The sequence below is a fragment of the Acinetobacter sp. YH01020 genome (assembly GCF_013420275.1).
Classification (GTDB): Bacteria; Pseudomonadota; Gammaproteobacteria; order Pseudomonadales; family Moraxellaceae; genus Acinetobacter; species Acinetobacter amyesii.
Genome location: NZ_VOYN01000052.1, coordinates 1 through 23,139, shown reverse-complemented (window position 1 = coordinate 23,139; position 23,139 = coordinate 1). Strand labels below are relative to the sequence as shown.

23 protein-coding genes and 1 pseudogene are annotated in these 23,139 nt (G+C 38.7%); all 24 read right to left on the bottom strand.

Annotated elements, in window-relative coordinates:
• Positions 1-123: 123 nt before the first annotated feature.
• Positions 124-552, bottom strand: coding sequence for a hypothetical protein (locus FTT85_RS15395; protein ID WP_180183895.1), 429 nt, complete (start codon positions 550-552; stop codon positions 124-126).
• Between the two features lie 79 nt (positions 553-631).
• Positions 632-1,510 (bottom strand): DUF4747 family protein, encoded by an 879-nt coding sequence (locus tag FTT85_RS15390; RefSeq protein ID WP_180183894.1) that lies wholly within the window; start codon positions 1,508-1,510, stop codon positions 632-634.
• 75 nt (positions 1,511-1,585) lie between these two features.
• Complete coding sequence (locus FTT85_RS15385; RefSeq protein ID WP_171260619.1) at positions 1,586-1,759, bottom strand: hypothetical protein; 174 nt, start codon at positions 1,757-1,759, stop codon at positions 1,586-1,588.
• 125 nt (positions 1,760-1,884) lie between these two features.
• Positions 1,885-2,436: a DNA-binding protein gene (locus FTT85_RS15380; protein ID WP_218955495.1), complete on the bottom strand. Its 552-nt coding sequence runs from the start codon at positions 2,434-2,436 to the stop codon at positions 1,885-1,887.
• A gap of 28 nt (positions 2,437-2,464) precedes the next feature.
• A complete protein-coding gene (locus FTT85_RS15375; RefSeq protein WP_180183893.1) occupies positions 2,465-3,565 on the bottom strand; it encodes an ATP-binding protein in 1,101 nt (366 codons plus the stop codon).
• A 77-nt stretch (positions 3,566-3,642) separates the two neighbouring features.
• Positions 3,643-6,678 carry a type I restriction endonuclease subunit R gene (locus tag FTT85_RS15370; protein ID WP_373886897.1) on the bottom strand — a complete coding sequence of 1,012 codons (3,036 nt, stop codon included), beginning with the start codon at positions 6,676-6,678 and terminating at the stop codon, positions 3,643-3,645.
• Positions 6,679-6,735: 57 nt separating this feature from the next.
• The gene (locus tag FTT85_RS15365) at positions 6,736-8,082 is read right to left on the bottom strand and encodes a restriction endonuclease subunit S (RefSeq protein ID WP_180183891.1); all 1,347 of its coding nucleotides are present in this window, start codon (positions 8,080-8,082) and stop codon (positions 6,736-6,738) included.
• 11 nt (positions 8,083-8,093) lie between these two features.
• Entirely contained in the window at positions 8,094-10,454 is a 2,361-nt protein-coding gene (locus FTT85_RS15360; RefSeq protein WP_180183890.1) for a class I SAM-dependent DNA methyltransferase, read from the bottom strand.
• Positions 10,455-10,617: 163 nt separating this feature from the next.
• Positions 10,618-10,881, bottom strand: a complete 264-nt coding sequence (locus FTT85_RS15355; protein WP_104470628.1) for a hypothetical protein — start codon at positions 10,879-10,881, stop codon at positions 10,618-10,620.
• Between the two features lie 12 nt (positions 10,882-10,893).
• The gene (locus FTT85_RS15350; RefSeq protein ID WP_179990647.1) at positions 10,894-12,141 is read right to left on the bottom strand and encodes an N-6 DNA methylase; all 1,248 of its coding nucleotides are present in this window, start codon (positions 12,139-12,141) and stop codon (positions 10,894-10,896) included.
• 12 nt (positions 12,142-12,153) lie between these two features.
• Positions 12,154-12,735 (bottom strand): restriction endonuclease subunit S, encoded by a 582-nt coding sequence (locus tag FTT85_RS15345; protein ID WP_180183889.1) that lies wholly within the window; start codon positions 12,733-12,735, stop codon positions 12,154-12,156.
• Between the two features lie 182 nt (positions 12,736-12,917).
• The gene (locus FTT85_RS15340) at positions 12,918-13,922 is read right to left on the bottom strand and encodes an HNH endonuclease domain-containing protein (RefSeq protein WP_180183888.1); all 1,005 of its coding nucleotides are present in this window, start codon (positions 13,920-13,922) and stop codon (positions 12,918-12,920) included.
• Positions 13,915-14,499, bottom strand: coding sequence for a bifunctional 2-polyprenyl-6-hydroxyphenol methylase/3-demethylubiquinol 3-O-methyltransferase UbiG (locus FTT85_RS15335; RefSeq protein WP_180183887.1), 585 nt, complete (start codon positions 14,497-14,499; stop codon positions 13,915-13,917). The genes FTT85_RS15340 and FTT85_RS15335 overlap by 8 nt, the downstream gene beginning before the upstream one ends.
• Before the next feature lie 69 nt (positions 14,500-14,568).
• Positions 14,569-14,799, bottom strand: a complete 231-nt coding sequence (locus tag FTT85_RS15330; RefSeq protein ID WP_086213506.1) for an AlpA family transcriptional regulator — start codon at positions 14,797-14,799, stop codon at positions 14,569-14,571.
• Between the two features lie 92 nt (positions 14,800-14,891).
• The gene (locus FTT85_RS15325; RefSeq protein ID WP_180183886.1) at positions 14,892-15,785 is read right to left on the bottom strand and encodes a hydrolase or metal-binding protein; all 894 of its coding nucleotides are present in this window, start codon (positions 15,783-15,785) and stop codon (positions 14,892-14,894) included.
• Positions 15,786-15,912: 127 nt separating this feature from the next.
• Positions 15,913-16,956, bottom strand: a complete 1,044-nt coding sequence (locus FTT85_RS15320) for a YqaJ viral recombinase family protein (protein ID WP_004723206.1) — start codon at positions 16,954-16,956, stop codon at positions 15,913-15,915.
• An 81-nt stretch (positions 16,957-17,037) separates the two neighbouring features.
• Entirely contained in the window at positions 17,038-17,253 is a 216-nt protein-coding gene (locus FTT85_RS15315) for a hypothetical protein (protein WP_004644586.1), read from the bottom strand.
• Between the two features lie 97 nt (positions 17,254-17,350).
• Positions 17,351-18,385 carry a DUF932 domain-containing protein gene (locus FTT85_RS15310; protein WP_180183885.1) on the bottom strand — a complete coding sequence of 345 codons (1,035 nt, stop codon included), beginning with the start codon at positions 18,383-18,385 and terminating at the stop codon, positions 17,351-17,353.
• Positions 18,386-18,459: 74 nt separating this feature from the next.
• Positions 18,460-18,765, bottom strand: coding sequence for a hypothetical protein (locus FTT85_RS15305; protein ID WP_180183884.1), 306 nt, complete (start codon positions 18,763-18,765; stop codon positions 18,460-18,462).
• A gap of 115 nt (positions 18,766-18,880) precedes the next feature.
• Positions 18,881-19,261, bottom strand: a pseudogene (locus FTT85_RS15300) (hypothetical protein).
• Between the two features lie 11 nt (positions 19,262-19,272).
• Entirely contained in the window at positions 19,273-19,842 is a 570-nt protein-coding gene (locus tag FTT85_RS15295; protein WP_110975195.1) for a hypothetical protein, read from the bottom strand.
• A gap of 17 nt (positions 19,843-19,859) precedes the next feature.
• The gene (locus FTT85_RS15290; RefSeq protein WP_004644591.1) at positions 19,860-20,120 is read right to left on the bottom strand and encodes a hypothetical protein; all 261 of its coding nucleotides are present in this window, start codon (positions 20,118-20,120) and stop codon (positions 19,860-19,862) included.
• A 590-nt stretch (positions 20,121-20,710) separates the two neighbouring features.
• On the bottom strand, positions 20,711-21,670 hold the full coding sequence (locus FTT85_RS15285) for a hypothetical protein (protein ID WP_130116386.1): 960 nt from the start codon (positions 21,668-21,670) through the stop codon (positions 20,711-20,713).
• A gap of 42 nt (positions 21,671-21,712) precedes the next feature.
• Positions 21,713-22,714 (bottom strand): inovirus-type Gp2 protein, encoded by a 1,002-nt coding sequence (locus FTT85_RS15280; protein ID WP_180183883.1) that lies wholly within the window; start codon positions 22,712-22,714, stop codon positions 21,713-21,715.
• Between the last annotated feature and the right edge of the window lie 425 nt (positions 22,715-23,139).

Genomic DNA, 23,139 nt, shown 5'->3' with positions numbered 1-23,139 from the left:
GATAGTCTTTTTCAGATTCAATCAATAATTGAACCGCTCTTTCTCTGATTTCAGGGGTATATTTTAATTTGGTCATCGGAACATTCTCTCAGAATACTGAGTCTCCGACAAACCCGGTACGGTTCAATTCGATATAAAAATTGGTACTGATGATACATATAGAAGGAAATAAATTATTGGTTTAAATTTTAACGCCTTAGATCTATCGATTGAAACGAATACATCTTCCTGCCCAATTTTTTTAACTTCTATCTTGTGTCTAATTTTTTTTACCTTATTAACGATTGAAAAAAAGTTATTAGCGGATTTTAGCTTAAGAATATTCACTTCCTTAAAGCCTAGTTTTTCAGTGGCAACCATTGCCTGTGCAAAGGCACTCTTTTCATAATCAGTGATATCAGCTCGCTTAATTTCTTCTTCATATTTTTTAACAGATACCGCCCTATCAGCATAAAATTTTGCACTATGGGTAAAGCGCTTTCTGCTATCTAACCAAGATAAAATTGGGTAAATAAAAATGATAAGAGGTAAATATTTTAAGATTACATCCAATGATTATTACTCCTAATGTCTAGTTAAACCTGTGGGATGAAATAACACCCCACTCGCCTCACTACTTCAATTTTGACCACTAATTAATGTTACTTACAATTTCCAAGGCTTTAGCTTGGATCAAATAATGTTGATCTGTTTCATCTGGATCATACTGAACTCTAATAATTAAAGGGTTAGATTCAGCTGAACTTTTATCTTCTATTAACCCTTCTTGATTTTCGATCTTATATTCAATAATGCCATGCTCTGCAGCAAACTTTATGAGCTCTTTTACTTCATCGCTTAAGTTTAAAAAATCATTTTTACCTGCGATATATGTCTGAATATAAGACTCTGTATTCATATCAACCATATGAGAAATAACTTTGTGAGCTGAATCGAACTGCTCATCTATTTCTAACTTTTCTACACAAATATGAATTCGTTTTAAAGTTTTCGAATTGATGATCTTTTCTGCTGAAATTACTTCAGGGACTGTACTAACTATGATTCGTCCAAATTTGTCCTGCAATTTGTCCGTTATAATTAGCTTCTTTAAAAATTTTTCAAGCAATCCGATTTGGATCTCATTTTCAGGGTCTTTCACTTCACAAACCAATTTTTGATGTAAAGGAAAAAATATAAATTTAAAGAATCTTGGGTTTGCTTTTAAATTAGATGGAATATAGTTTTCCTCTACATTTTTATGACGATTCCTTTCATTTTTTTCTTCGTCATACCAATCACTTGTAATTCCATTACTTTTAAAAACTTCACCACTAAAACCATTAAGTAAGTTTTCTTCATTCAATGGTTTAATGAAACGAAATTTTAAATAGTTATTGCGTTCCAAAGGAATCTGTCTAGGGTTCTTTCGAAGCTCTTCAAAAAGCTCAACATAAGTTTCAACCGTTGTACCTTCCCGAAGTAACTTAATATCTACAACAGCATAGTTTACAGTACGATTACGCGCCATTATTACACTCTCTAATCTAAAAATTTAATAGGATACTCAATGGCTTCGAAAAGCCATTGAGCATTATTTACTTGTCTATTTTTCTTTGCGAACACCTTTAAAGGGAGTTTTATCCGATGTCTTAACATCCATAAAACGCCCAGTATCAGTATCACGTTTAACCCAATGACCACTTGGGGTTTGTGTTTGAGAACGGTCGCGAACCATTCCATTACGATGTCCATCACCTGATGGAGGATTTGTCGCCATAGCTAATTTCCTTTTTCTGTTTAAATTAACCTGTTTAATCTGATTGCTTCAAAAAGGGCATTTTGCCCTTTAGAGTACTATAGCCCAATAAATCTGATTAAGTCAAGCAGTTTAATCAGATTTATTTAATCTTTAATAGGTCTATAAACAAACTCATAACCACCAGAAGCAGCTGTTTCTTTTTCACCTAGAATATAGCCTTGATTAAACAACTTCTTTAGCTTCATACTTGCATTGGGAATAGAAACATCGAAGTGATTAGCAATCATAGAAGTTGTAACTCTTGATTGTTCATAAATGAAATCTAGCAACTCTTGTGTTGCTGAATTAATTTTTGGACCTATCCATAGCTGCTTATCTTCATGTCTGATTAACAAAGGTTGCTCTTTCGCCTCTGCACCATATTGCCAATTATCTATCAAATCCTTATTTTTAAAATTTGTTAAATAAAAAGCTTTTTCCCCACGAAAATTTTTTGCTAGCGATACGATGCTTTCCCTTGGGAAAGAAGCGTCTGTGGCATCAATACCTCGTAAAGATACCTCGAAAATAGAGTACTCAGGGTGTTCATCAATATATATTGATATAGCTTGATAAACTTCTCTCCCTTCTTGATTGCCAAAAGCAACAGATGAGTTAACAAGTTTTCTAAGCTCTATAAAATTTTTTTTAGTCATCTGTTAAATTTAACCCGTTTAAACAGCCTCAGTCAATTATAAAATCAAAACAGATATGTGTACCATGTATATAAGTTAAATTTTTGTGAATATCTTCACTGATCAACTTACCTTTTCGATAGATCAATTGAATACTAAAATCATTCAATCTAATACTTAGATTTGCATCAAACCGACTTGCATTATCGGTAGTACTTTTAAAGCCTAATCCTCTACCACTACTTTTACCAAACCTAGTAATTTGCCCTTTTGAAAAAACTTCCAATGCCAAGCCTATATCTGCTTCTTCCTGATCCTCAGGATATTTTTTATATAGATCTGGATAGTTATGTTTAAGAGTTGTCCTTAATGTGGCCACCACACCTCTACCACTATCAGAAATTACAGCTTGTATGTGTTTCTTTGAATTCGGTGGACTATATAGCTGTAATCCAGCAAATCCCTTCAATTTAGACTCACTATGATCACTGACATTCCCAATAAACTCAGCAAAAAATAGAGTTGCAACATTCGCATATTCTGATGATGTCTGAGTAATAAAACTTGTCCTCAAGTCATTTTTTAATTGCTTATTTTCACTCTTTGGACAAATTTCACCAAACTCAACTAAAGAACGACAATTCCCTTTAAACTGCTGCGCAGTTGAGTGACTAGGTCGCTTAGGCAAGATGATAATACCTGTATTTGTGAGTTCAAAAAAACCTGCTCTATTTAAATAGCCGTGTGAAGCAGTACAATTTTCAAGATCTATAACAACCTTAATTCCATAATCATTAAGCTGATTTATCAATGAAATAAATCTAGCTATAACTTCCATTAGTAATTTAGTATTTTTTTTAAAGATGAAAGATACTCTGCCTTTGTTTATGAAAAAATCATGTCCTGCTAGAACTTCATTCTCATATGTGTTTGCATCTACCCACCCAGAGGGGAAATCAATTTTAATTTCCTTTACATTTAATGGATCTTTGTTGCTCCAAGTAAAATTAGCATCATCTCTTATATAAACATCTATATTCTGTGCTAGAAATGAGTTTATTTCTTTTTTATGCCAACCAAGAATTGCTGCTATTTCAGAACCTTTTAAATTAGGTTTTACATCCAAAACATTTGCTATCGATTCTCTCACCCATCCCCCCCTCAAATATTTTTAAATAAATTAGGCTAAATAGAAGTCACCATTGATGACGACTTCTGTAAGTAAAACTAAACCTCTTCCATCTCTATCAAGTTTTCCAAAGTCTGGCTAAACGTATCTTGGAATGCGGAGTCCTTACGGTAAAGATTATACAAATCCACCATATTTTTACGCTGTACTACCATAATTTCATCTAGCATCTTTTTAAATACGAGTGCTTTGTTTTGTGGATCTTGCGTCTGCTTATACTTTTTCATAAAGTTTTGATGTTGCTGAATACGCTTCACCAAATCAATGATAATCACCCGTTGATCTTGTGGTGTTGCGCTCCAATCCTGAAACCATTTTTCATTAAACTTAGAAATAATAACATCTAAGGTTTCATCTTCATTTTCTTCGCTTGGATTACGAGGATTGGCGTTTGTTGGCGCTACAACTGTTTCCTCTGCATCAAGCGTAATGGCTTTATTGATATGCTCACGCTTTAAAGCATAAGTGCTTAAATCAACTGATTCCAATAAATCATCAATACCATTCAATCGTCCATCTTGTACATTCAGTTTTGGAATAAGGAATTTTAAGAACCAATAGAGCTGTTCCCATTCCTTGTTATTAAACTGCATGATTGAGGAGACTTGAGCATAAATTTTAACGAATTGTTTAGCCTTTACTTTAAAATCAACCCGTTGCTCATGCTCCCAAGAGCCTTTTCTCTCTTCATCGAAACGTGCTGCCACTGTATCAATAATTGGGCTTAGATCACTGCCTGATGCATTACTAAAGAACAGTTCATTAAACTTCACCACTTCATGTAATTCATAAATGCCTGTGTCATCCAATGCAGTTTTGATGTCATTCAACACATTGACATCAGTCGCATTGGACAATGAAGTCGAAGTATAAAAATCATCAAATGCTTTTTTGATATCATCAATCTCATTGTAGAAATCTAAGATAAATAAGTCTTCGGTGCGTTTATTATATTTTGGCGCAGCACGGTTTAAACGTGACAATGCCTGCACACATAGTACGCCTGTCAATTTTTTATCGATATACATCGTGGTCAGTTTCGGCTGGTCAAAACCTGTCAAATATTTGTTTGCTACAACCAAAATTCGATTTTCATCTAGATCAAATTTTTCCTTAGTTTTAGCATCATTAAAGCCATTGAGTGATTCTTCAGTATATGTTTTGCCATCAACTTCTTTCTCGCCAGAGAATGCAATCATGATGTTAAATGGATTATTTTTTTGATCTAGCAATTTTTTAAGTGACAAGTAATAGCGAATCGCGGCTTCAATACTTTGCGTCACGACCATGCCCTTTGCCACACCTTTGAGCTTTTTCTTATTGACCACGTTATCAATGAAGTGCTCAAGCATAATGCTGGCTTTGGCATCAATGGATTGTTGTGATGCTTCCACATAGGCTCTTAAAATACGTTGTGCTTTTTTCGATTCAAACATTGGATTATCTTCAATCGACTTTTGAATCTCATAAAAGCTCTTATAGGTCGTATAGTTTGCCAACACATCTAAAATAAAGCCTTCTTCAATGGCTTGTTTCATACTGTATAGATGGAATGGTACATATTTGCCTGTCGCAACATCTAGTTGACCAAACTTTTCTAAAGTGGTGTTTTTAGGCGTTGCAGTAAAAGCAAAGTACGATACATTTTCACGCTTTTTACGTGTGGTCATCATTGCCACAAGCATGTCCTGAACATCAACAGCAGTTTTTAACGCTTCATTGCCCATCGCTCGGTTCATGCTGTTATGTGCTTCGCCTGACTGTGAACTATGTGCTTCATCAATAATGATGGCAAAGTTTTTATCACTTAAATCAGTCACACTATCCCAAATGATGCGGAACTTTTGAATGGTGGTAATAATAATCTTTTTACCTGTTTCTAAAGCACTTTTTAATTCAGCACTGTTCATTGCAGGGGCAATAATGTTTTTGATTTCCGAAAAATCTTTAATATTATCCCGCAGTTGTTTATCCAAAATTTTACGGTCTGTCACCACAATTACCGAATCAAACAACGGTTGATGTAACGCTCGTTTGCCTGCTGCAAGTGCATTATTTGGATAGGCTTCAATGAGCTGAAAAGCTGCCCAAGTAATTGAGTTTGATTTTCCCGAACCTGCGGAGTGTTGAATCAAATACGGCTTGCCTACGCCATGCTGTGACACATCACGAATGATTTTACGTACCACATCAAGCTGATGATAACGTGGGAAAAATAAGGTGCGTTTGCTGAGTTGATCTGAATCTTTACCGTCTAAACGGACAAAGTGTTGAACAATATTGACCAAGCTTTCTTTGGCAAAGATTTCTTCCCACAGGTATGCTGTTTTATAACCGTTTGGATTAACAGGATTACCTTGTCCACCTGAAGCTGTACCTTTGTTAAATGGCAAAAAGTAAGTCTTTTTACCTTCTAGTTTGGTGGTCATATAGACTTCATCAGTATCCACAGCAAAATGCACCAAGCAACGTGCAGGTGTCAGTAATGGCTGTGTTGGATCACGATCTTCACGATATTGTTTTTGACCGTGATAACGTGCTGTTTGATTCGTCCATGCGTTTTTAAGTTCCATCGTCACTAATGGCAAGCCATTGAGGAAGATGACCATATCAATTTCTTCACGACGGTTTTTTAGTGAATACTGTACTTGTCGTGTCACGCTAAAGATATTAGACGCGAAATTTTGTTTAACCGATTGGCTACTGCTTGCCAATGGGCATGGATACATAAAATGAAAATGTTGCTCATCGAGTGCCATGCCTTTTTTAAGCATATAGGCAATGCCATGTTTTTTAATCAGCTTGTCAAAACGCCCTAGAATTTTTTGTTTCCAGTCGTTTTTGTTATAGGCTTTGTAGGCATCTAAGCTATCTTTTTGAGTGCTTTCTAAAAATTGAAAAAATAGTTTTTCATCAATGGCATAGTCTGTATTAAAGTCAGACACTTGCCCGATGACATAGCCCAAACCCGTATGGGCTTGAGCGATGCCTTGAGCAAGGTCTTCTTTACAGATACCGACCAATGCACGTTCGATATTTTTTTCTAAAGCCAGTTCGTTTAAATTTTTGTTCACAGTTACCCCTCTTAGATGCATTGGCGATTTATATTTTTTTAAAAGCTAAATAAAGAATTAAGCCACTTTAATTTTGCCTGTCACAGCATCATTTATCAGCGTAGTTTTATATTCTTTCAGCTTTTCGATTTCAGAATATTTAATCAAAACTGCATTTTCTATTTTGCCTGTTAAATCATCTAAATATTCTGCAATCGCTTTCTGTTCTTCAATGTCTGGTAATAAAACATCTAGATTTTTTAGTAACTCTTGACTTAATGAAGCTCGAATAACCAAATTCATTTCTTTAACGAAATATGCTCTCATCATCGGCGAACTAAAATAATATTTCGAAAATTCTTTAATAAGAGGTGCTTTCAAAAATGGTCTGAACCTAATCAAAAAACCTGCAAACACAGCATTTTCTATTGTCTTAAAACAAACAGATGTAAATCCAATTTCATCAATCGTCTCAGAAGTCCTTGTAAAGAAAATGTCACCTTCCTGAACACTAAAACTCTTTTGGTCATTTAAAGTAGAGTTAGCTAAGCCTTCTACACACTCAGGTAAAACACGATTTTTATAAACATCACTATAACTGACAAATGGATAACCTGTTCCGAAATAATCACCACCCGCACTAATACCATTTTGAGTAGTACCTAAATAACGGATTTTTGATGTTTCCCAATGTTCAGGAATTTGCCCAATCCATTCAACACCCGAATCTTTCATCGCAACATTTGGATTTAAACCTTGCGTCACTGCTTTTTGAATGACAATTTGCTTACGTTCATTCAGTAAAGCAATTTGCTGTTCTTTAATGGCAATGGCTTGGTCTATTTCAGCTGTCTTTCTATCCAAAAAATCAACTATTTTATTTTGCTCACTGAAAGAGGGTATCGGCAATAACTCATTATTCAAGTCATCCATCGATATCTTCATGCGAATAGTATTTAGCTTGCCTGAAGTCTCCGATTTTTTAATTAAAATACCAGTACCTAAACGACCCAAATTTTTTTGAAATGCCTGTGATTGGAAAATATAGTTGTAATATCCAATATTTGTTTTAGCACCATCTCTTGCATAAAGCATGTAATAAACAGGACTAACAACTCCAAAATATTTCGATAATCCAACCGAACCAACAATTACATTCATACTGTTCAGAACAATATCATTAGGTCTTGCTAACTTATAAGCTGTTAAATCTTCTTTAGGCTTATTTCCACCTCCTGTTTTTTCAGATTGTGGTATAACCCCTTGATGCATAGTTAATGACAAAATAAAATCAGTTTTTATCGGATCATTTTTTTCATTTCTCTCAGCGAGAGGGGCTTTTAAGCGTTTTACATCCCAACTAGCAGGAATTTTTCCGACCCAATCGATACCCGAATCTTTATAAGCATCATATTTATTAAACATTCCGCTTCTCCTTAAAGACCCAAAATCTGTGCAATCAAACCATCCGCTTGTTTCTCAAGACTTAAAATATCCTGAGCCACATCTTCTAAAGAACGTAACGGTTTATGTTGATAGAAATACTTATTAAAACTGATCTCATAACCAATTTTCACCGAATCCAAATTAATCCATGCTTCATCCACATGCGGTTTTACTTCATCTAAAAAGTATTGGTGAATACGCTGATTTAACGGTACAGACTCACTGTCACGGATATCAGCATTGCTTTCATAGGTGATGTACTCACCTCTTTTGCCTGTAGCAAAATAACCAAAGTCGGCTAAATCAGATTCTTCACAGCCTAAACGCTCAAGTAACTCTGCCAACTTATCGCCATTCAGTTTCAGCACTTTTTTCAGCACTTTCTCAGCCGTTTCGTCATACCAGCTCACAGCATTTAAAATGCTGTTCTTTTCAGGAGCAGACAGCTTTAGACCAAGGGCTTTAATCGCTTTATCCACATTGTCTTTAAACACATTAAAGTCATTGGAATCAACTTCACCCACTTGCGCCATAATCGCTTGAGCAGATTCAAACAAAGTCTTGAGTGCTGTCCAATGCTTAATATCAAACAGCTTAGCTTTTGCCTTGGTATTTAAGCTAATTTCTTGCTTCTCACACCAATCTAAAACGTCTTTTTCCACTTCTTTGAGCTTGCCTGCTTGGTATATCGCATCACCATATTCAGCAAACATATATTCCATTGGCTCAAGCAATGACTTATCAAAACGTAATGGCTGTAAACGCTCCAAACTAAACTGCGCTTTACGACGGTCAGGGCGTTCGATATTGACTTTATAATAGCCAAAATCACTATTATTAAAGACCTTAGAGGCTAATCCAATTGGATCATTATTGGCATCTAAACCACGCTCAACATCTTGCCCATTGAGGTACACATTTAAAATTTCCTCAAGATGCTCAGGTGCAAACTCACAGTTCTTTTGTCCTAAGTTTTTACGTAACTTACGGTAAAGCAAACTTGCATCAATCAGTTGTACTTTGCCTTTACGTGACTCAGGCTTGTTATTGGATAACAACCAAATATAAGTGGTAATACCCGTGTTATAGAACAAGTTGTTTGGCAATTGAATGATGGCATTCAGCAAATCATTTTCGATGATATAACGACGAATGTTGGATTCGCCGCCACCTGCATCACCTGTAAATAAACTTGAACCATTATGGACAGAAGCAATACGGCTACCAATACCATTTTGCTCAGGCGAGCTCATCTTACTGACCATTTCCATGAGGAATAAAAGCTGACCATCGCTCGAACGTGGCGTTGCATCTTCTTCTTTCAGTTCACCCCAATAGTTTTTAAGCTCGACTCTAAAACGTGGGTCGATGACTTTTTTATCTTCGACAATGTATTTTTGATCTGATGCCCAGCTTTTACCATACGGAGGATTTGACAACATAAAGTCAAAACGTTTTGAGGCAAACTCATCACTTGCCAATGTTGAACCCACACGAATGTTTTCAGGGTTGTTGCCCTTAATCATCATGTCTGATTTACAGATGGCATAGGTTTCGTCGTTAATCTCTTTACCGTAGAGGAAGATGTCACGATCTTCATCGCTATAACGCTCTTCAATAAAGTTTTGCGCTTCGGTGAGCATACCGCCACTACCGCACGCTGGGTCATACACAGACAAGGCATACGGAATACGGTCTTTGATTGGGTCAAAGACTAAGTGCGTCATCAGGTCAATTACTTCACGTGGGGTAAAGTGTTCACCTGCCTCTTCGTTATTTTCTTCGTTAAATTTACGAATCAGCTCTTCAAAGACATAACCCATACCAAGGTTAGACAAGCCACCGAGCTTATAGCCATTCGGATCTTGTGTTTCGAATGGGCTGAGGTTGATGTATGGCGATACAAATTTTTCCAGTACATCTAGCAAAACATCTTTGTTTGCCATGTGGCGAATTTGGGCAAATAAATTAAAGCAGTCGATGATCTCTTTAACGTTATCGCTAAAACCACGTAGGTAGTCTTCAAAGTTTGCTAGTAGAATTTGCTGATTATTGGTTGCTGTTTCGAATAGGCTTTTGAGCGTCCATTGCGAAGTGTTATAAAACACATATCCTGAAATATGACGTAGTGGTAAATCATCCAATTCTACAAAATCAGGCTCGGCTTGTTGGTCTTGGACTTCAGCTAAGATCTCAGCTTTGGTTGGTTCTAATAAGGTATCTAAACGACGTAATACCACCATCGGCAAAATGATGTCACGGTACTTACCACGTACATACACGTCACGTAGGCAGTCGTCTGCAATTGACCAGATAAAAGAAACTAATTTATTGTGTACTGAGTGATCCATGTTTTAACCTAAAAATATAAATTTTGTAATAACTTGCATTTATCTAACCCTATTCTATATTTGAAGAGTCGTTAGAAAATGACGATTTTTCTACTTAGCGACATTTATTGTCGCTAAGCATTGATCTGAAATCTTTTTGAACCTAATATTCTTGAACTGAACCTTAATACGCCATCTTACGGCTATCGAAATCATAGGTCGTGAGCAAAGCTTCTCCATCTGCGACCACAACTACACCACCTTTATCTCTAAGTCGCTTGGCAACTTTCAATTGTGCTTCAAGTTCATGAATTGTCTCATTCAATAACTTACGATTCAGGAACCATCGATCGCCTTGGATGACACCATGATCTAAAGTAAAGTTGATCATGTCTTTGGTAATGCCACGCTGTTGTGCTCGTTTCTGAACATGCTTGGTATCGTACATGACATCTCTCCCTTAAATTTGGCTCAGCAACTGAGTGAGCTTTGCTTGAGTGATTGAATATTCATTTTGCAAAGCACTCAATGCTTTCAATTCCTCATCCAAATTAAGTTCTGCTAGCTTTAATTCATGCTCAAAATACTCGGAACAGTGCAAGCTATACTTCTTAGATCGAACCTCTTGAATCGAAACATCTTTCACCAAATTCGACTCGGTATCACATCCATTAATTAAATTGACGATGTGTTGAGTTTCTTCATCAGTGAGTACAAGTTTGCCTCGTTTTTTGACACCTAAATTTCGACCATCAACCAAGCGAATGTCATAGGAGTCTTTCGCCTTATTCAGAACTAATAAGCTCATTTCTACCGCTGAATTTAAAAGCGTACCAGCAGGTAAAAGCGTTACAGATTCAACCAAATTTTTTTCAACTAGCTTTTCACGTAGTTCAGCATCATACCCCCCTCGGAATAACCAACCCGGGATAATAAGTAAATATGCTTTTCCTTGATCATTGAGCTGATAAAGTGCTTGTTGAATCCATAAACTCTCTGATGCACTTGATGGAATTTTTGCCTGAATGAATTGCTCTTTCAGGTACTCATTACCTGACACTAATTGCGATTGTACTCGTAGACCAATAGGCGGATTACTTACAACAAGATCAACACCATGTGAGGCTTCATTTTCAACCAATGAATCAGACCGTTTAATATTAACTTCAATTCCAGCTAAATTCGCTAAGATAGAAGCAATACCTATAGCAGTGGTATTAATATCTCGTAAAATTGTTTTCTCAGCTTGCAATGCTATCGGAGTAAGCGCAAGCCCACAGGCTCCGTCATATAAGATTTTGTCCTTACATGAACCCACCAACTTATTAAATATATTGGTAACCACCTCAGAGTCTATATTTTCTAACTTTAGAGAAAGATATAGATTAGTCAGCATCGTTAAAACTTGAATCTCATAATCTAGGTTAGAATGACGAAGTTCTACAAAAAACTGAATAATTTCTTGTAATTGTGTGCTGCCAACTGTAAATAAATTCGAATTAAACCAGTGCAATCTTTCATCTGATGCTATCTTTAATTTCAGTTGTTCAACAGTGTCTTGTTTATTTAAGCGTAATAAATTACTGATACCATCTATATCATTTTTTACCATGAAAGCGATGACGGAAAACAGCTGCACTGAATCCTGTACAGGCATATCACCACGTAGTAAATCTACATATTTAAAAATATCTTTTGAAATATTCATTGTCATAGCCTCCTAAGCAATCAGCTTCTGGATTGTTGCTTCCATCACTTTTAAGTGCGATTTTTTCATCTCTTCCAATAACATCAATGCCCGATGATGTTGGTAAAATGCTTGCGCAATAATTTCTTGCTTAGAAAACTCTGGTAAATTGATCTCAATATCCTTTAAACCACTGACAGGGATATTCATAATTACTGTGCCTTTATTTAGGCTAGTGAGTACCGCTTGACCATATTCACTATTCAAGAACACAGTTAAAAATTCAGGTAAAACAGTTGTCGAGTTCACCTTGATTACTAGGCACGTTGCAGGAGCCAACAAATTTAATTGTTCCTGTTCAGGTGTCACAATTGCAGCACGTAAATTTGTTCCTTTTGATAAGAAGACAATATCACCTGCTTTTAGCTTCTTTTTTTCGATAAGGTCTTGATCAACAAATACAGCTTTTGTTGTGTCAGTATTTACATTAAGAAAACCGTTGTCATTTAGGCTCTGCCCAGTCAGCAAAGATGCCTCCACAAGATTTTCAGCTTTGGCATCATTAAACTTATTGATACCAACGATAATACTCGAACATAATTCATTTAGTTTCATAGCTACCTCAAAATTGTTTTTATTAAAACCATTTTCATTCCATGAGCAGATAGTAGCCTCAACAAACCAACCTGTAAATAGTTTTTATAAAACTTTTTAAATTAAAACATAGAAACTTCTGATTTATACTTAAATATCGAAATGTTGGACAAGCTGTAGTTAAGATTTAAAGACTTTAATTATTAGTTGAAAAAAACATATCCATTTTCACGTCCCTGAGCATAAGCCCACTCCGCCACCTTAAGCGAACGCTCTTTATCAGTCAGAAAGCCCAGCACAGAAATTTGATCCACAATAATCAAATCATGCTCTTCATTACGTTCTTTCCACTTACGCAAAAACCCATCTGAAGCTAATAAATTACTTTTCTTAGAATTACAGCTTGAATCTGCCAATACAAAGTTATGCCCCGTATCCGATGGATACATTGACCAAGGGATAAAATGATCAACTGCATAATTGCCTTTTTTCATTAGCTTATTACAGTAGAAGCATTTACAGTCTTGTAGCTCAACCAAAACATTTGCCACAGCATTTAACTGGCTCCGACTCGGCTCAAACATGAATTGTTCAAGGTTCGGTAATTGATTCAGAATTTGTGCATTACTGCTGTTCTTTCGGATGTAATCAATCCACCGTTTCTGACAAAGTTCTTCAATAATCTCGCTAAATTGGCGTAAGCAATACATCACTTGAGGTAAAAGAATGAGTTGCTTTCCGCACTGATCAAGCTGATATAAAAACTCAAAATTTTGACCATTGATGTTTTGCAGATAACGGACAGGCATTTCTCTCACAGTGCGAGCCACATCTTTAACTAACTTCAGCCACACCAATGAATCTCGTCTTAATAATCCAAGAGATGAGTAGCTCTGCCTTAATGCAATAATGCGATTCACTATGGCTGCTTGCTTGCCATTGTTCTGATTTAAGATCAGCTGGCCTTCATCATTAAACACATACGGTACAGCCTGCTTCCAATACAGCTCGATAAACTTTTCTGCAATCTCTGTATATTCGAGTGATAAACTTCCACCTGCGTCTTCACCTTTTTCAATCGCCAATCGGCTTAGGCTAATAAGTAAAGCAAACTTATAGGTACTGCTAAAACTTCCTGATTGTAAAATCAACTGAATATTCTTTAGAAATTTGAGCTGTTCTTGTGCTGTAGGAATTAGATCAGCCATGTTTTTTCCAAAGTAAATTGAGCCATTTTTCTTGACGATCAGGTCGCTGATCTAGCGTAATCCATTGCTGGTTTTGTTCAACATCTTCAAAGAGCTGAAGTAATGCTTTTGCCTGATTCTCATCTAAATCCGTAAAAACCCTCCCATCTTTTTCTCGGTCACTGTCACCATACTTAAATGACATATACAGCACACCATTTGGTTTTAAGGCTGTTATCAACTGGCCAATGACTTCAGCTAAGCGATCACGCTCACAATGTAATAAAGAGGCACATGCCCACACGCCATCATAAACCTCATGCTCATCAATCTCATAAAAGCTCATTAGCTGAACTCGAACACCTGTAAGCTGAGTTGCTTTTTTCGCAAGCTCTTCTGAGTAATCTATTGCATCAACTTCATAGCCTTTATTTTTAAAAGCTAAAGTGTCACGACCTGACCCACAGCCAACATCAAGAATGTAAGCTTGTTTAGGCAACTCAGTTAAAAATGGTTGGTATAAACTAACCATATCAACGTGTAAAGTTGCCTCAGCAAAATCATCTGCAAAATTATTGTAGTAATCTATTGTTTTCATTCTTAGTACTTAGTCCCAAACTAAGCTTAGTCTACTAAAAAACAAAAAAATAAGGGTGCAAAGCATCCCTTATTCTCGACTCGCCAACTTATTTTCAATCCACTGATGGATCTCATAAGCTGACCAGCCAATACGGTTTTGGGTAATTTTAACTTTCTTTGGAAATGTCGGATCATAATACGGTGAGTTTTCATCCATCATTTCATAGATAGTCGAACGTGCAACACCTACAATTTCTACAACCTGCTTAATACTGATGAGTTGATTCATTTGAAAAGTTTGACCAACAAACGCATTCATGAGTTTACTCCTAATCATTCATGCGAGCGGTTATTCGCTCAAATGATACGCAGCTCCGTAAAAATTTAATCTGCTTAAACCTCAACAATCTTTCAATTCAAAGTTTGAACAGAACGCTGTAACTCATTCTGTAAATTCAAGTTTGTGGTTTTCTTTTGTTGAGCATCTTCGCTGCCTTCTTCAGATGGATAAAGCTCTTCAATGACGTCTAACCCATCACCTGAATCCATTTCAAAAACTGCATTTGCATAACCCTGTCTCGCCTTATGATCTAAAGCTTCCTGATTAAAACCACTAGATTTACTCTGGTGATCAATTTCTTTAGCAGTCTGTATAGCTTGCTTTAAATCAACTCCTTCACGCAAAGTTAAATCCACGTAATACACAGGCTGGCGATAGCTTTGGGTCGTGGATTTACCCCGAAGTGTAAGTTGCAATGGCAAGCATGAAAGTAAACCATTCGATGCTGCATGATAGTAGCTTAGTCGTGCGGCCAAGGTCCTTATACTGTTAAAGCCTGTGGTTCTAAAAATGAAGGTCCCAAGCTCATCCGACTCATCCAAGTTCACATGCAAACGCCCATAAGGCTTACAGTGCCCGCCTTGAGCCATTGAGCATAAATCAGGGGATGGGCATGGATGCTGCTCTACACCTTGATTAGTCAATCGCTGGCAAGTTTCACCATTACCCACACAAACGGGTCGTCCAGTTTGACGGTCAAATAAGCTGTACTCTGCACGCAGATTCAGCTCAGGATCATTAAAGATCATCCGGACGGGTATGCTTCGCAGTTTTTGATTGGGTGCTTTGGCCCGCAGCTGTTCATCCAGTGGGTGCTTCACCCAACCACTGTCCTTATTTTGGATTTGGCTGGTAATGGTAAATTGATCATCCTTTTCAGGCAGACGTTTGCCGTTCTTTTCCACAACTTTGCCGATACTGATTCTGCCAAGTATTGGCGGTGTGATTGCTAGACCTTTAATCATGGTCCTTTCCTCTTATCTTTAAATAAATTGCTGTATTGATTAAAAATGAAATGGGCATAAAAAATCCCATGTGCTGAGGCATGGGATTTCTAGGCTGGTTGGATATTTTGCTTAGGCTAAATTACTTTCAACCATCATTGGTATAGATGTTAAAACGCCGTGAACCTGTTTTACTTTGCGGGAATTGGCTGAGGTATTCAGGGTGTGATTTCAGCAAAGCCTTGGCATCTAAGCTGATTGAATCCTTAGCCTTTTTCCACGTCACTGAGCCTGCTTTAAAAGTGGCACGCTCCGCCTGCTGCATCTTGGCTTGCAGCTGGTGCTTCAGCAGATCAAACTGCTCCTGATGCTTGTCGATTTGATTACGTGCCTGAATCAGCTGTTCAAACTGCTGGTTGGCCTGCTCATCCCCAGATAAGTCTGCAGTGCTCAATGGCACATGTTCGGGATACAGCTGCTGTAAAGCCTTGGCTGCCGATGCGCTGGCATCTGCATCAGGCGGTGTATCCTTCTCGACACATTCCCAGAAGTAACGTTCTGCATTCACAATATGCTGAATGACCGATTCACTGCGGGTCACTTTAAAAATCCGCGTTTCATGTCCGCAGAGCAGTACACAGATATGCGCTGCTTTCTTTCCCGTTACGGCCAATTGATGCTGTACCTGACACAGCACATATAACGGCACACCATCCCGCCACAGCTTGGCGCCATGTTCACCAGCAGTTTTGCATTCCAGAATCTGCACATCTGCATCACCCACTACGGAATAATCTAAGTTAGCTAACATGAAATGCTTGTCTGGGTCAGGATGCTGCAGCACAGCATTCACGCGGCGGACTTTATAGTTGGTATGCATGCTGTAGTATTCAGCAACAAGCGGTTCAAGTCGCTTGCCCCAATATAAAGGCGCATGGCCTTCGCTTTCATCTTCGATGGATTGCTTGATCCTACCTGTTTTGATCATCCACAGTTCCAGCATCGACATATAAGGATTGAGTCCGCAAGCTGCAGCACAGTCACTGCTGCCGATACCTTGCCTGCGTACTTCCAGCCATTCGGCTTGGCTCATATTTTTGGTTTCTACAAAGCGTTTGGCGGTAATAAGTTTAGGTGACCTGAATCCTATAGGTTGTTTAGATGCTGCAGATGGATTTGATAAATTATTCATTGTGAATTCCTCAATTTTAAATTTTTGGCATAAAAAAACCACATCCGAAGATATGGTCTGATATTTCTAAATGAATCTATTTTAAAATGAGACGACTGCTAAATGGCGCTTTAGGTTTTCTTCAGAAACGCCAGCTATTACAATTTCTAAAATGTCTGCATTTAATTGAAGACCTTGATTAAAGGAATAGCCAAAATTACCTTTTATCGTTTCTACTAAAACATCGAAAGATTTCTTATCTTTCATTTTTAATAAAAAACTTTCATCCCCTAATTTCTTAATTGAAATGATACTCACTGTACTCTCCGTTTTACTATTTATCTTGCAAATAGTTAGTGGAGCTTAGAAATCAGGATTTCAATAAGAAGTGTTCAAATAATTGTAAATACACAGATTAGGACAACATCAGTAGCGCCTGTTCCAGTCCACGTTGTTTTAAGCCTGCCCCTGCTCCAAACCATGCTGAATCCAGCCGGTGATCCTGACTCATGGCTCGACGTTCATGATCTGCAAATTCCGTGATGCTGCACAGCAACCCATAAGCCGTATCTTTGGCTGAGCTGAGTTCTGCCCCTCGGCCATGCCCGTTAAACATAGTCATGACTTTCGACATGGCTCGGCCATTCGGTTCAACCTTGTCTTTGCTTTGTGATTTACTGGCTACATTGCGGTAGAACTGGATAATGCCTTCATCCTGCTGCATTGGACTGAGGCTGGTATTGTTAAATACCGCGTCAAAATAAGCAGCCGCTTCTTGTTGAGTGACTTTACGTTGACTGAGTTGCTTCATTTCATACATGTGTTCATCCCATTGCCGTACTGAGATTCCCAACTGCTGTTTGATCTTATCTGCATCAAAACGGGTACTGTGTGGGACTTTGACCACGCCTGCACTGCTGTTCTGTCCTTTTAGGGCAATGGCTAAAGTGTTGTTGCACACTACGCGGATTGAAGTAAATTGCGCTGTGGTCGCCAGCGTTCCGTCACAGCCCGTTGCCAACAATATATAGCCATTACTAACATCTTTACCTTTGAGTGCCGCGCTTTGTCCTGTTCTGGCTAAAGCCCAGAATTTCTTTCCGCCTTTCAATACGCCTGCGGTTTCCAGTTCAAAGCCTGATTGCTCTGTTAAATCTCGGTAGAACTCCAACACCTCTGCAGGCTGCACTTCCTGATAACGCTGACTGACCACCGATAGAGGTGCATGGGTATCCGAGCGATAAAGTACGCGCTGTTCTTCATAAGGCATGATGATGTTTTGCCCGCGTTCATTTTTCGCCATATAGCTGACATCAGAAGATTCAATGCGCCAGTCCATGCCGGCCTGCTGTGCCCATACTTCAATCGGCTGATTATGCGTAAGCTGGTTGCCGAGGCTATGCCAAGGGGTGTCACCGACATAAGCCATTTGTTCAATTTGATGCGCCATGTTTATATTTCCTATAAATGTATGTTGAAATTCATGTTGTTGATTAAATGTGTTTAAGGTTTGTGGCTTGAGCTTTATGATTTTTTGACCCAAACAAAATGCTGCTGACAGTCCTGACAAATATATTGATCTTCATTGCGATAATATTTTTCGTAGCAGAATTGGCTGACAACCACCAGCACACCGCCAATCACTACACCTACAGCAGCACCTGCCGCAGGTGAAAAGCCGACCTTCTTAGCAAGTCTTGCTCCCAGCACAGCCATTTGTGCAGGTGAGATATTGCGCTGAAGCTGTTTAAAGTAATTTGCGTTTGATTTGCCAGATGCGGTTTGTCTGACATTGCCCGACTTGCAGTAGGGACATTGAATGATGGACACGGTATATTCCTTGTCAGATGTACCCTGACAAAAGCTAAAGTGAAGGCATAAAAAAACCGCATCCCTTTAGGACACGGTTTAGTCAGTTCTAGATTAATGTTTAGATTAAATACGCTTAGTTAAAGCTGTAGCTCGCTGTTCCCTGCTGTGTTTCAACATCAACACGCACAACATTATCGTAACCGCAGCCGGTTAATTTCAGCCTTAAACGCAAGCCCATTTTAAAATGCTGCGGGTATTCCAGTGATCTGCGGTAGCCTTCATAACTGCATTCACCATTGTTGATTAAAACGTTGGTGACATCGATGGGATCTGGGCTGTTGGAACGAATGGTGATGACATGCGCCACTTGGTTTTGTGCATACCAGTTGCTGGTATCTTATACATTCATTTCAACACTAAAAGTATTGGGATCAAGGCTGGAGTCGCACCCGTACAGCATCATGCCTGCAGCAGCCGTTACTGCCAGCAGGATCGATTTAAAATATTTATTCATAGCAATCATCCTCAGCAGTAGTTGTAGCTGACGCCGTAATCACCGGTCTCTAAATCAATACTGACCAGATGAATTTCACAATCTGTACCATTATCAAATTTATAAACGTAGTAACGGTTGCCCGCCTGCTCTGACTCTAATGCGCCGTGTTCCTGCAAGCTAAAGCCGCTCACGGGTTTACCCGTATCTTTCGCAGCTTTGGCAAAAACCAGCTGCTGATACTTGTCTATATTTTTTTGCTCAAATTCAGGCAGGTCTGCATAAGGAAGCATGGACAGCAAGGTATCTGCAGCTTTCAAATTTTGATCAAACTCAAAGCTCAGCAATTCAGGTTCATGCTGCGCCGAACTTGAGCCCTTGCTGCCAGCAGTCAATTCCTCTACATCAATGCCATCAACTTCCGCAGCAGGAATGCCTTCCGAAGCAGCAGCTTCTGACGCTGGAATATCACTCGTGCCAGCTGCAGCTGTTTGCACAGGTTTCTGAACGCTGGAATTGGCACTGAAAAAATAGAATCCGGATACGATAATAAGCGTCAAAGCCAGAATAGCTGCCAAACCCAAAATGGTTTTTTGATTCATCTCAAATCTCCTGTACTTTAGTTCGGTACAGAGACTTGGCCATTATTGGCGTTATAGTGGACAACGCGCGGACAGCCGCCCTGAAAGTTCACCGTGAAATTACGCCAGCCGCGGTTACCCGGATTGGTTTTATACATGCACTGATACACGCCTCCACCTAAATTTCGAGCCTGCACAAAATAGGATTCACTGGCTTGCGCAAACCAGCCTGCCTGCGCCCATGACGCGCCTGCAAGAAGTGATGAAATCAGGGCAGTTTTTAGGAAAGTTTTTAACATAGTCATTTTCTCTTTTTACAGGCATCACCGGTCTTCAGCAGATCCGGTGTCCCCCATGCAATCTTTGTTGGAATGAATATCTAAGTTTTTGAATTTTTTATAGACGATAAAGCGTACAGATCTACTTAGCTCAAAACAGCATTAGAGATTCATCTTCATATCGGTAATATGTATTTGAAAAAGTTTTATTCTTAAAAAGCTATAAACACAGCTATGCACAGCACGCGGGCCTAATGACCCATCGGCACAAATACTGAAAAAGAGAAAAATAAGGGATGATATTGATGTAAGCGCATGGCGTACTCCTTTGTTTTAAAAGAATTCTGCCAATTCACTGCTAATATGATGGTGGCAGAACGAAGAAGGGTTAGCAGACTGGTAACAAAGAAACCAGCACGCGCAAGCGCGTCCCCCCTCCGCCCTACCGCAAAGAAAGGGGGACGAACGGGTCCACAACATGCAAAATCAGATTTCGCATATTGTCTTTGTTAATGGGTCTGCTAAAACCCGCTGACGATGTAGGTCAGCAGGCTAAGGATAATCTGCACGGTGTAGAGCGTCAAGCAAGTGCTGGAATGCAATATGAATTTTCAGCGCCGTACCGGGGCTCCATCAAACCATTTAAATCCTTTCGGGTAGATGCAGATTCTACTCGGAAGCCCAAACTGACCCGTTTGATTCTCCGGCATGCTATTTAATGCACCCAAAGGACAGCCCGCTTCTTCTTGCATGATCCGGTCAATCCGCAGCGCGTTTTGTGCATCAGCATCGGAAAGCTGATGATGCATTTCTGGATAAACGCATGTGCCCAAATATCCAGTCGCTCTCATCCAGTGCTCTCTGATCTCATTGCAATATCCCAAAGGGTCAGAATAGAGTGATCGGTTAAAGCTCAGATAAAAGTGAATCACATAGCGCTGCTGAACATCATCCCGTACAACCTGATAAAAGCGGTAAACGACTTGTGTTCTATACCAATACTCAGCCGCTAGACTTTTTTGGAAATTTAATAAATACCGCTCTAACTGCCGTATGTCGATCATTTCATTTCCTGCCTCATTTAAGCTCAGTTCTAGTTTCAAATCCGCAGCATCTGGATAGATTTGACTGGTATTGCAATAAGATTCTCTCAGCTTTTCAATTTGCTTTTCATAACGCTCATTCTGCTTGTGCATTTCTTCAGTCAAGCTGGTGCTTTCAAACAGTATTCTCAACCGCTTTACGATCTTATTGATATAAAAACCAGCGCTTCTTTGCGCCGTGACCTCAAAGAACCGAATCTGCTCTTCCTGTAATACACTGCAGTAAGCCTGAAAGAACTTGTCTGCCCAAAAGGAAAAAGATAAATGCTCATGAATGCCAACGGCCATCATTCTGCGCCACGATGAAAAATAGTCAGACAGCTTGCGTTTAAACTCATCATCGATATTCTTGTGATGAGCATCGTAATCAGTACCTTCTGGAATTGGAGCAAATCGAGTCGTTTGGTAATGCTCTAAAACGTCTTGTTCTAAACGTACTGCTGCAGACTCTAACTCTGAATGACTCATGTGCTGTCCTATGAATGAATTGATTTCATAGAACTGGCATCTTCATAATTTTTTAAACCAAATCTCCTCTTCCAGCTTTGCTAAAGCAGTCTGCGCATTCCACTCTTTGATTCTTCTATTTTCTTCTGTATCAGGTATTGGGCGACCATGATGCTGATAATCTCCTTTATAAAACGTTTTACGTCCTTGTGGTTTAACCAATAACGTCTGCTCGTATTTATCAGGGTCACTGAGATACGCAACTGCACCCAAAGCATTATTGCCTTGTTCGGGTATCGCTCGACGAATATCTCCAATGCCTAAACAACCTTGCTTCTCGTAGTTTTCTTTATTTTCTGTCGTGTTGATGTTCCATCCCGTCCCTTTGCCTAAAGTAATCTCATTCCACTTCTCAATGACCCCTTCAGCAATCTTATAATCGCTCTGGTGCTCAGACCGATTAATCACCAATGCCAAGTGAGCATGAAAACCCTTTGTAATCCCTTGCTCCAGTGCGATTGCATAGGTTACTAATGCATCAAAACAGCCATTTTTATCAGTAATCACAGCACGGAAGCTATCGATATGCTGATAGAAGTCATGCACCGTAATCTCACTCATGCTGTCCTTGCTATAGCTCAAATCCACTCTGATCACCAAAACCGAATAATATCCCTTAATTGCACCTTCGAACTCCTCAAGTAATGCCACTCGATTCAATCCTTTCCGTCTTGTAAAGCTTTTGATCTCCTCGCGTATCATCCCTCGATGCGCATGTAAGATTCGTCTTAGAGCCTTAATTGCACCTATAGACAACCCTGATAGATATTCACCAACGCTGAGCATTCCACGCTGGCTATCGACATGTTCAGTGACTGCAATAAATGCCTTAATTGAGGCTGCATACTCAACCCCTTCTTGCTTAAAAGCTTTGAATGCACAGTACAGACGTTCCAGATTGAAAATGAAATCTTCATTCGTCATATCAAAATTAAGACATACATCTACACAGGCATGAATGGCATACAGCACCCCAGCCTGATGATCTAAATCGAATTGCAGCACGTTGAACTTCCTTAACTATGATGAGCGTCATAGTTAAGCAATGGACTTATTTTTTTAAATGACACCCAGATCTAGAGTAAGGATTAGTCATCCGATATTCCCATGTATCGAATCGTGCTCTCATCCTGCATAGGCTATTGATCAATAGCGTCATGTATATAGAGATATCTATTCAGTCTATATGACATATCCAACTGTTCTTGTTATAGGTATGAGTAATAGTGATTGTATTGATATATAGAGTACTTATAGTTCTATGATCTATAGCAACAAGTCTAATATTAGTATTAATCTCTATATTAGACTTCCGTCATAAATCAAAAAACGTACAATTTATTTGATCTTAAATTAATCAGCAAAATTATTTAATTCAAGGGATAATTCTTGGATGAAATTCAAAGATATTCAAAAATTATCAGACGTTA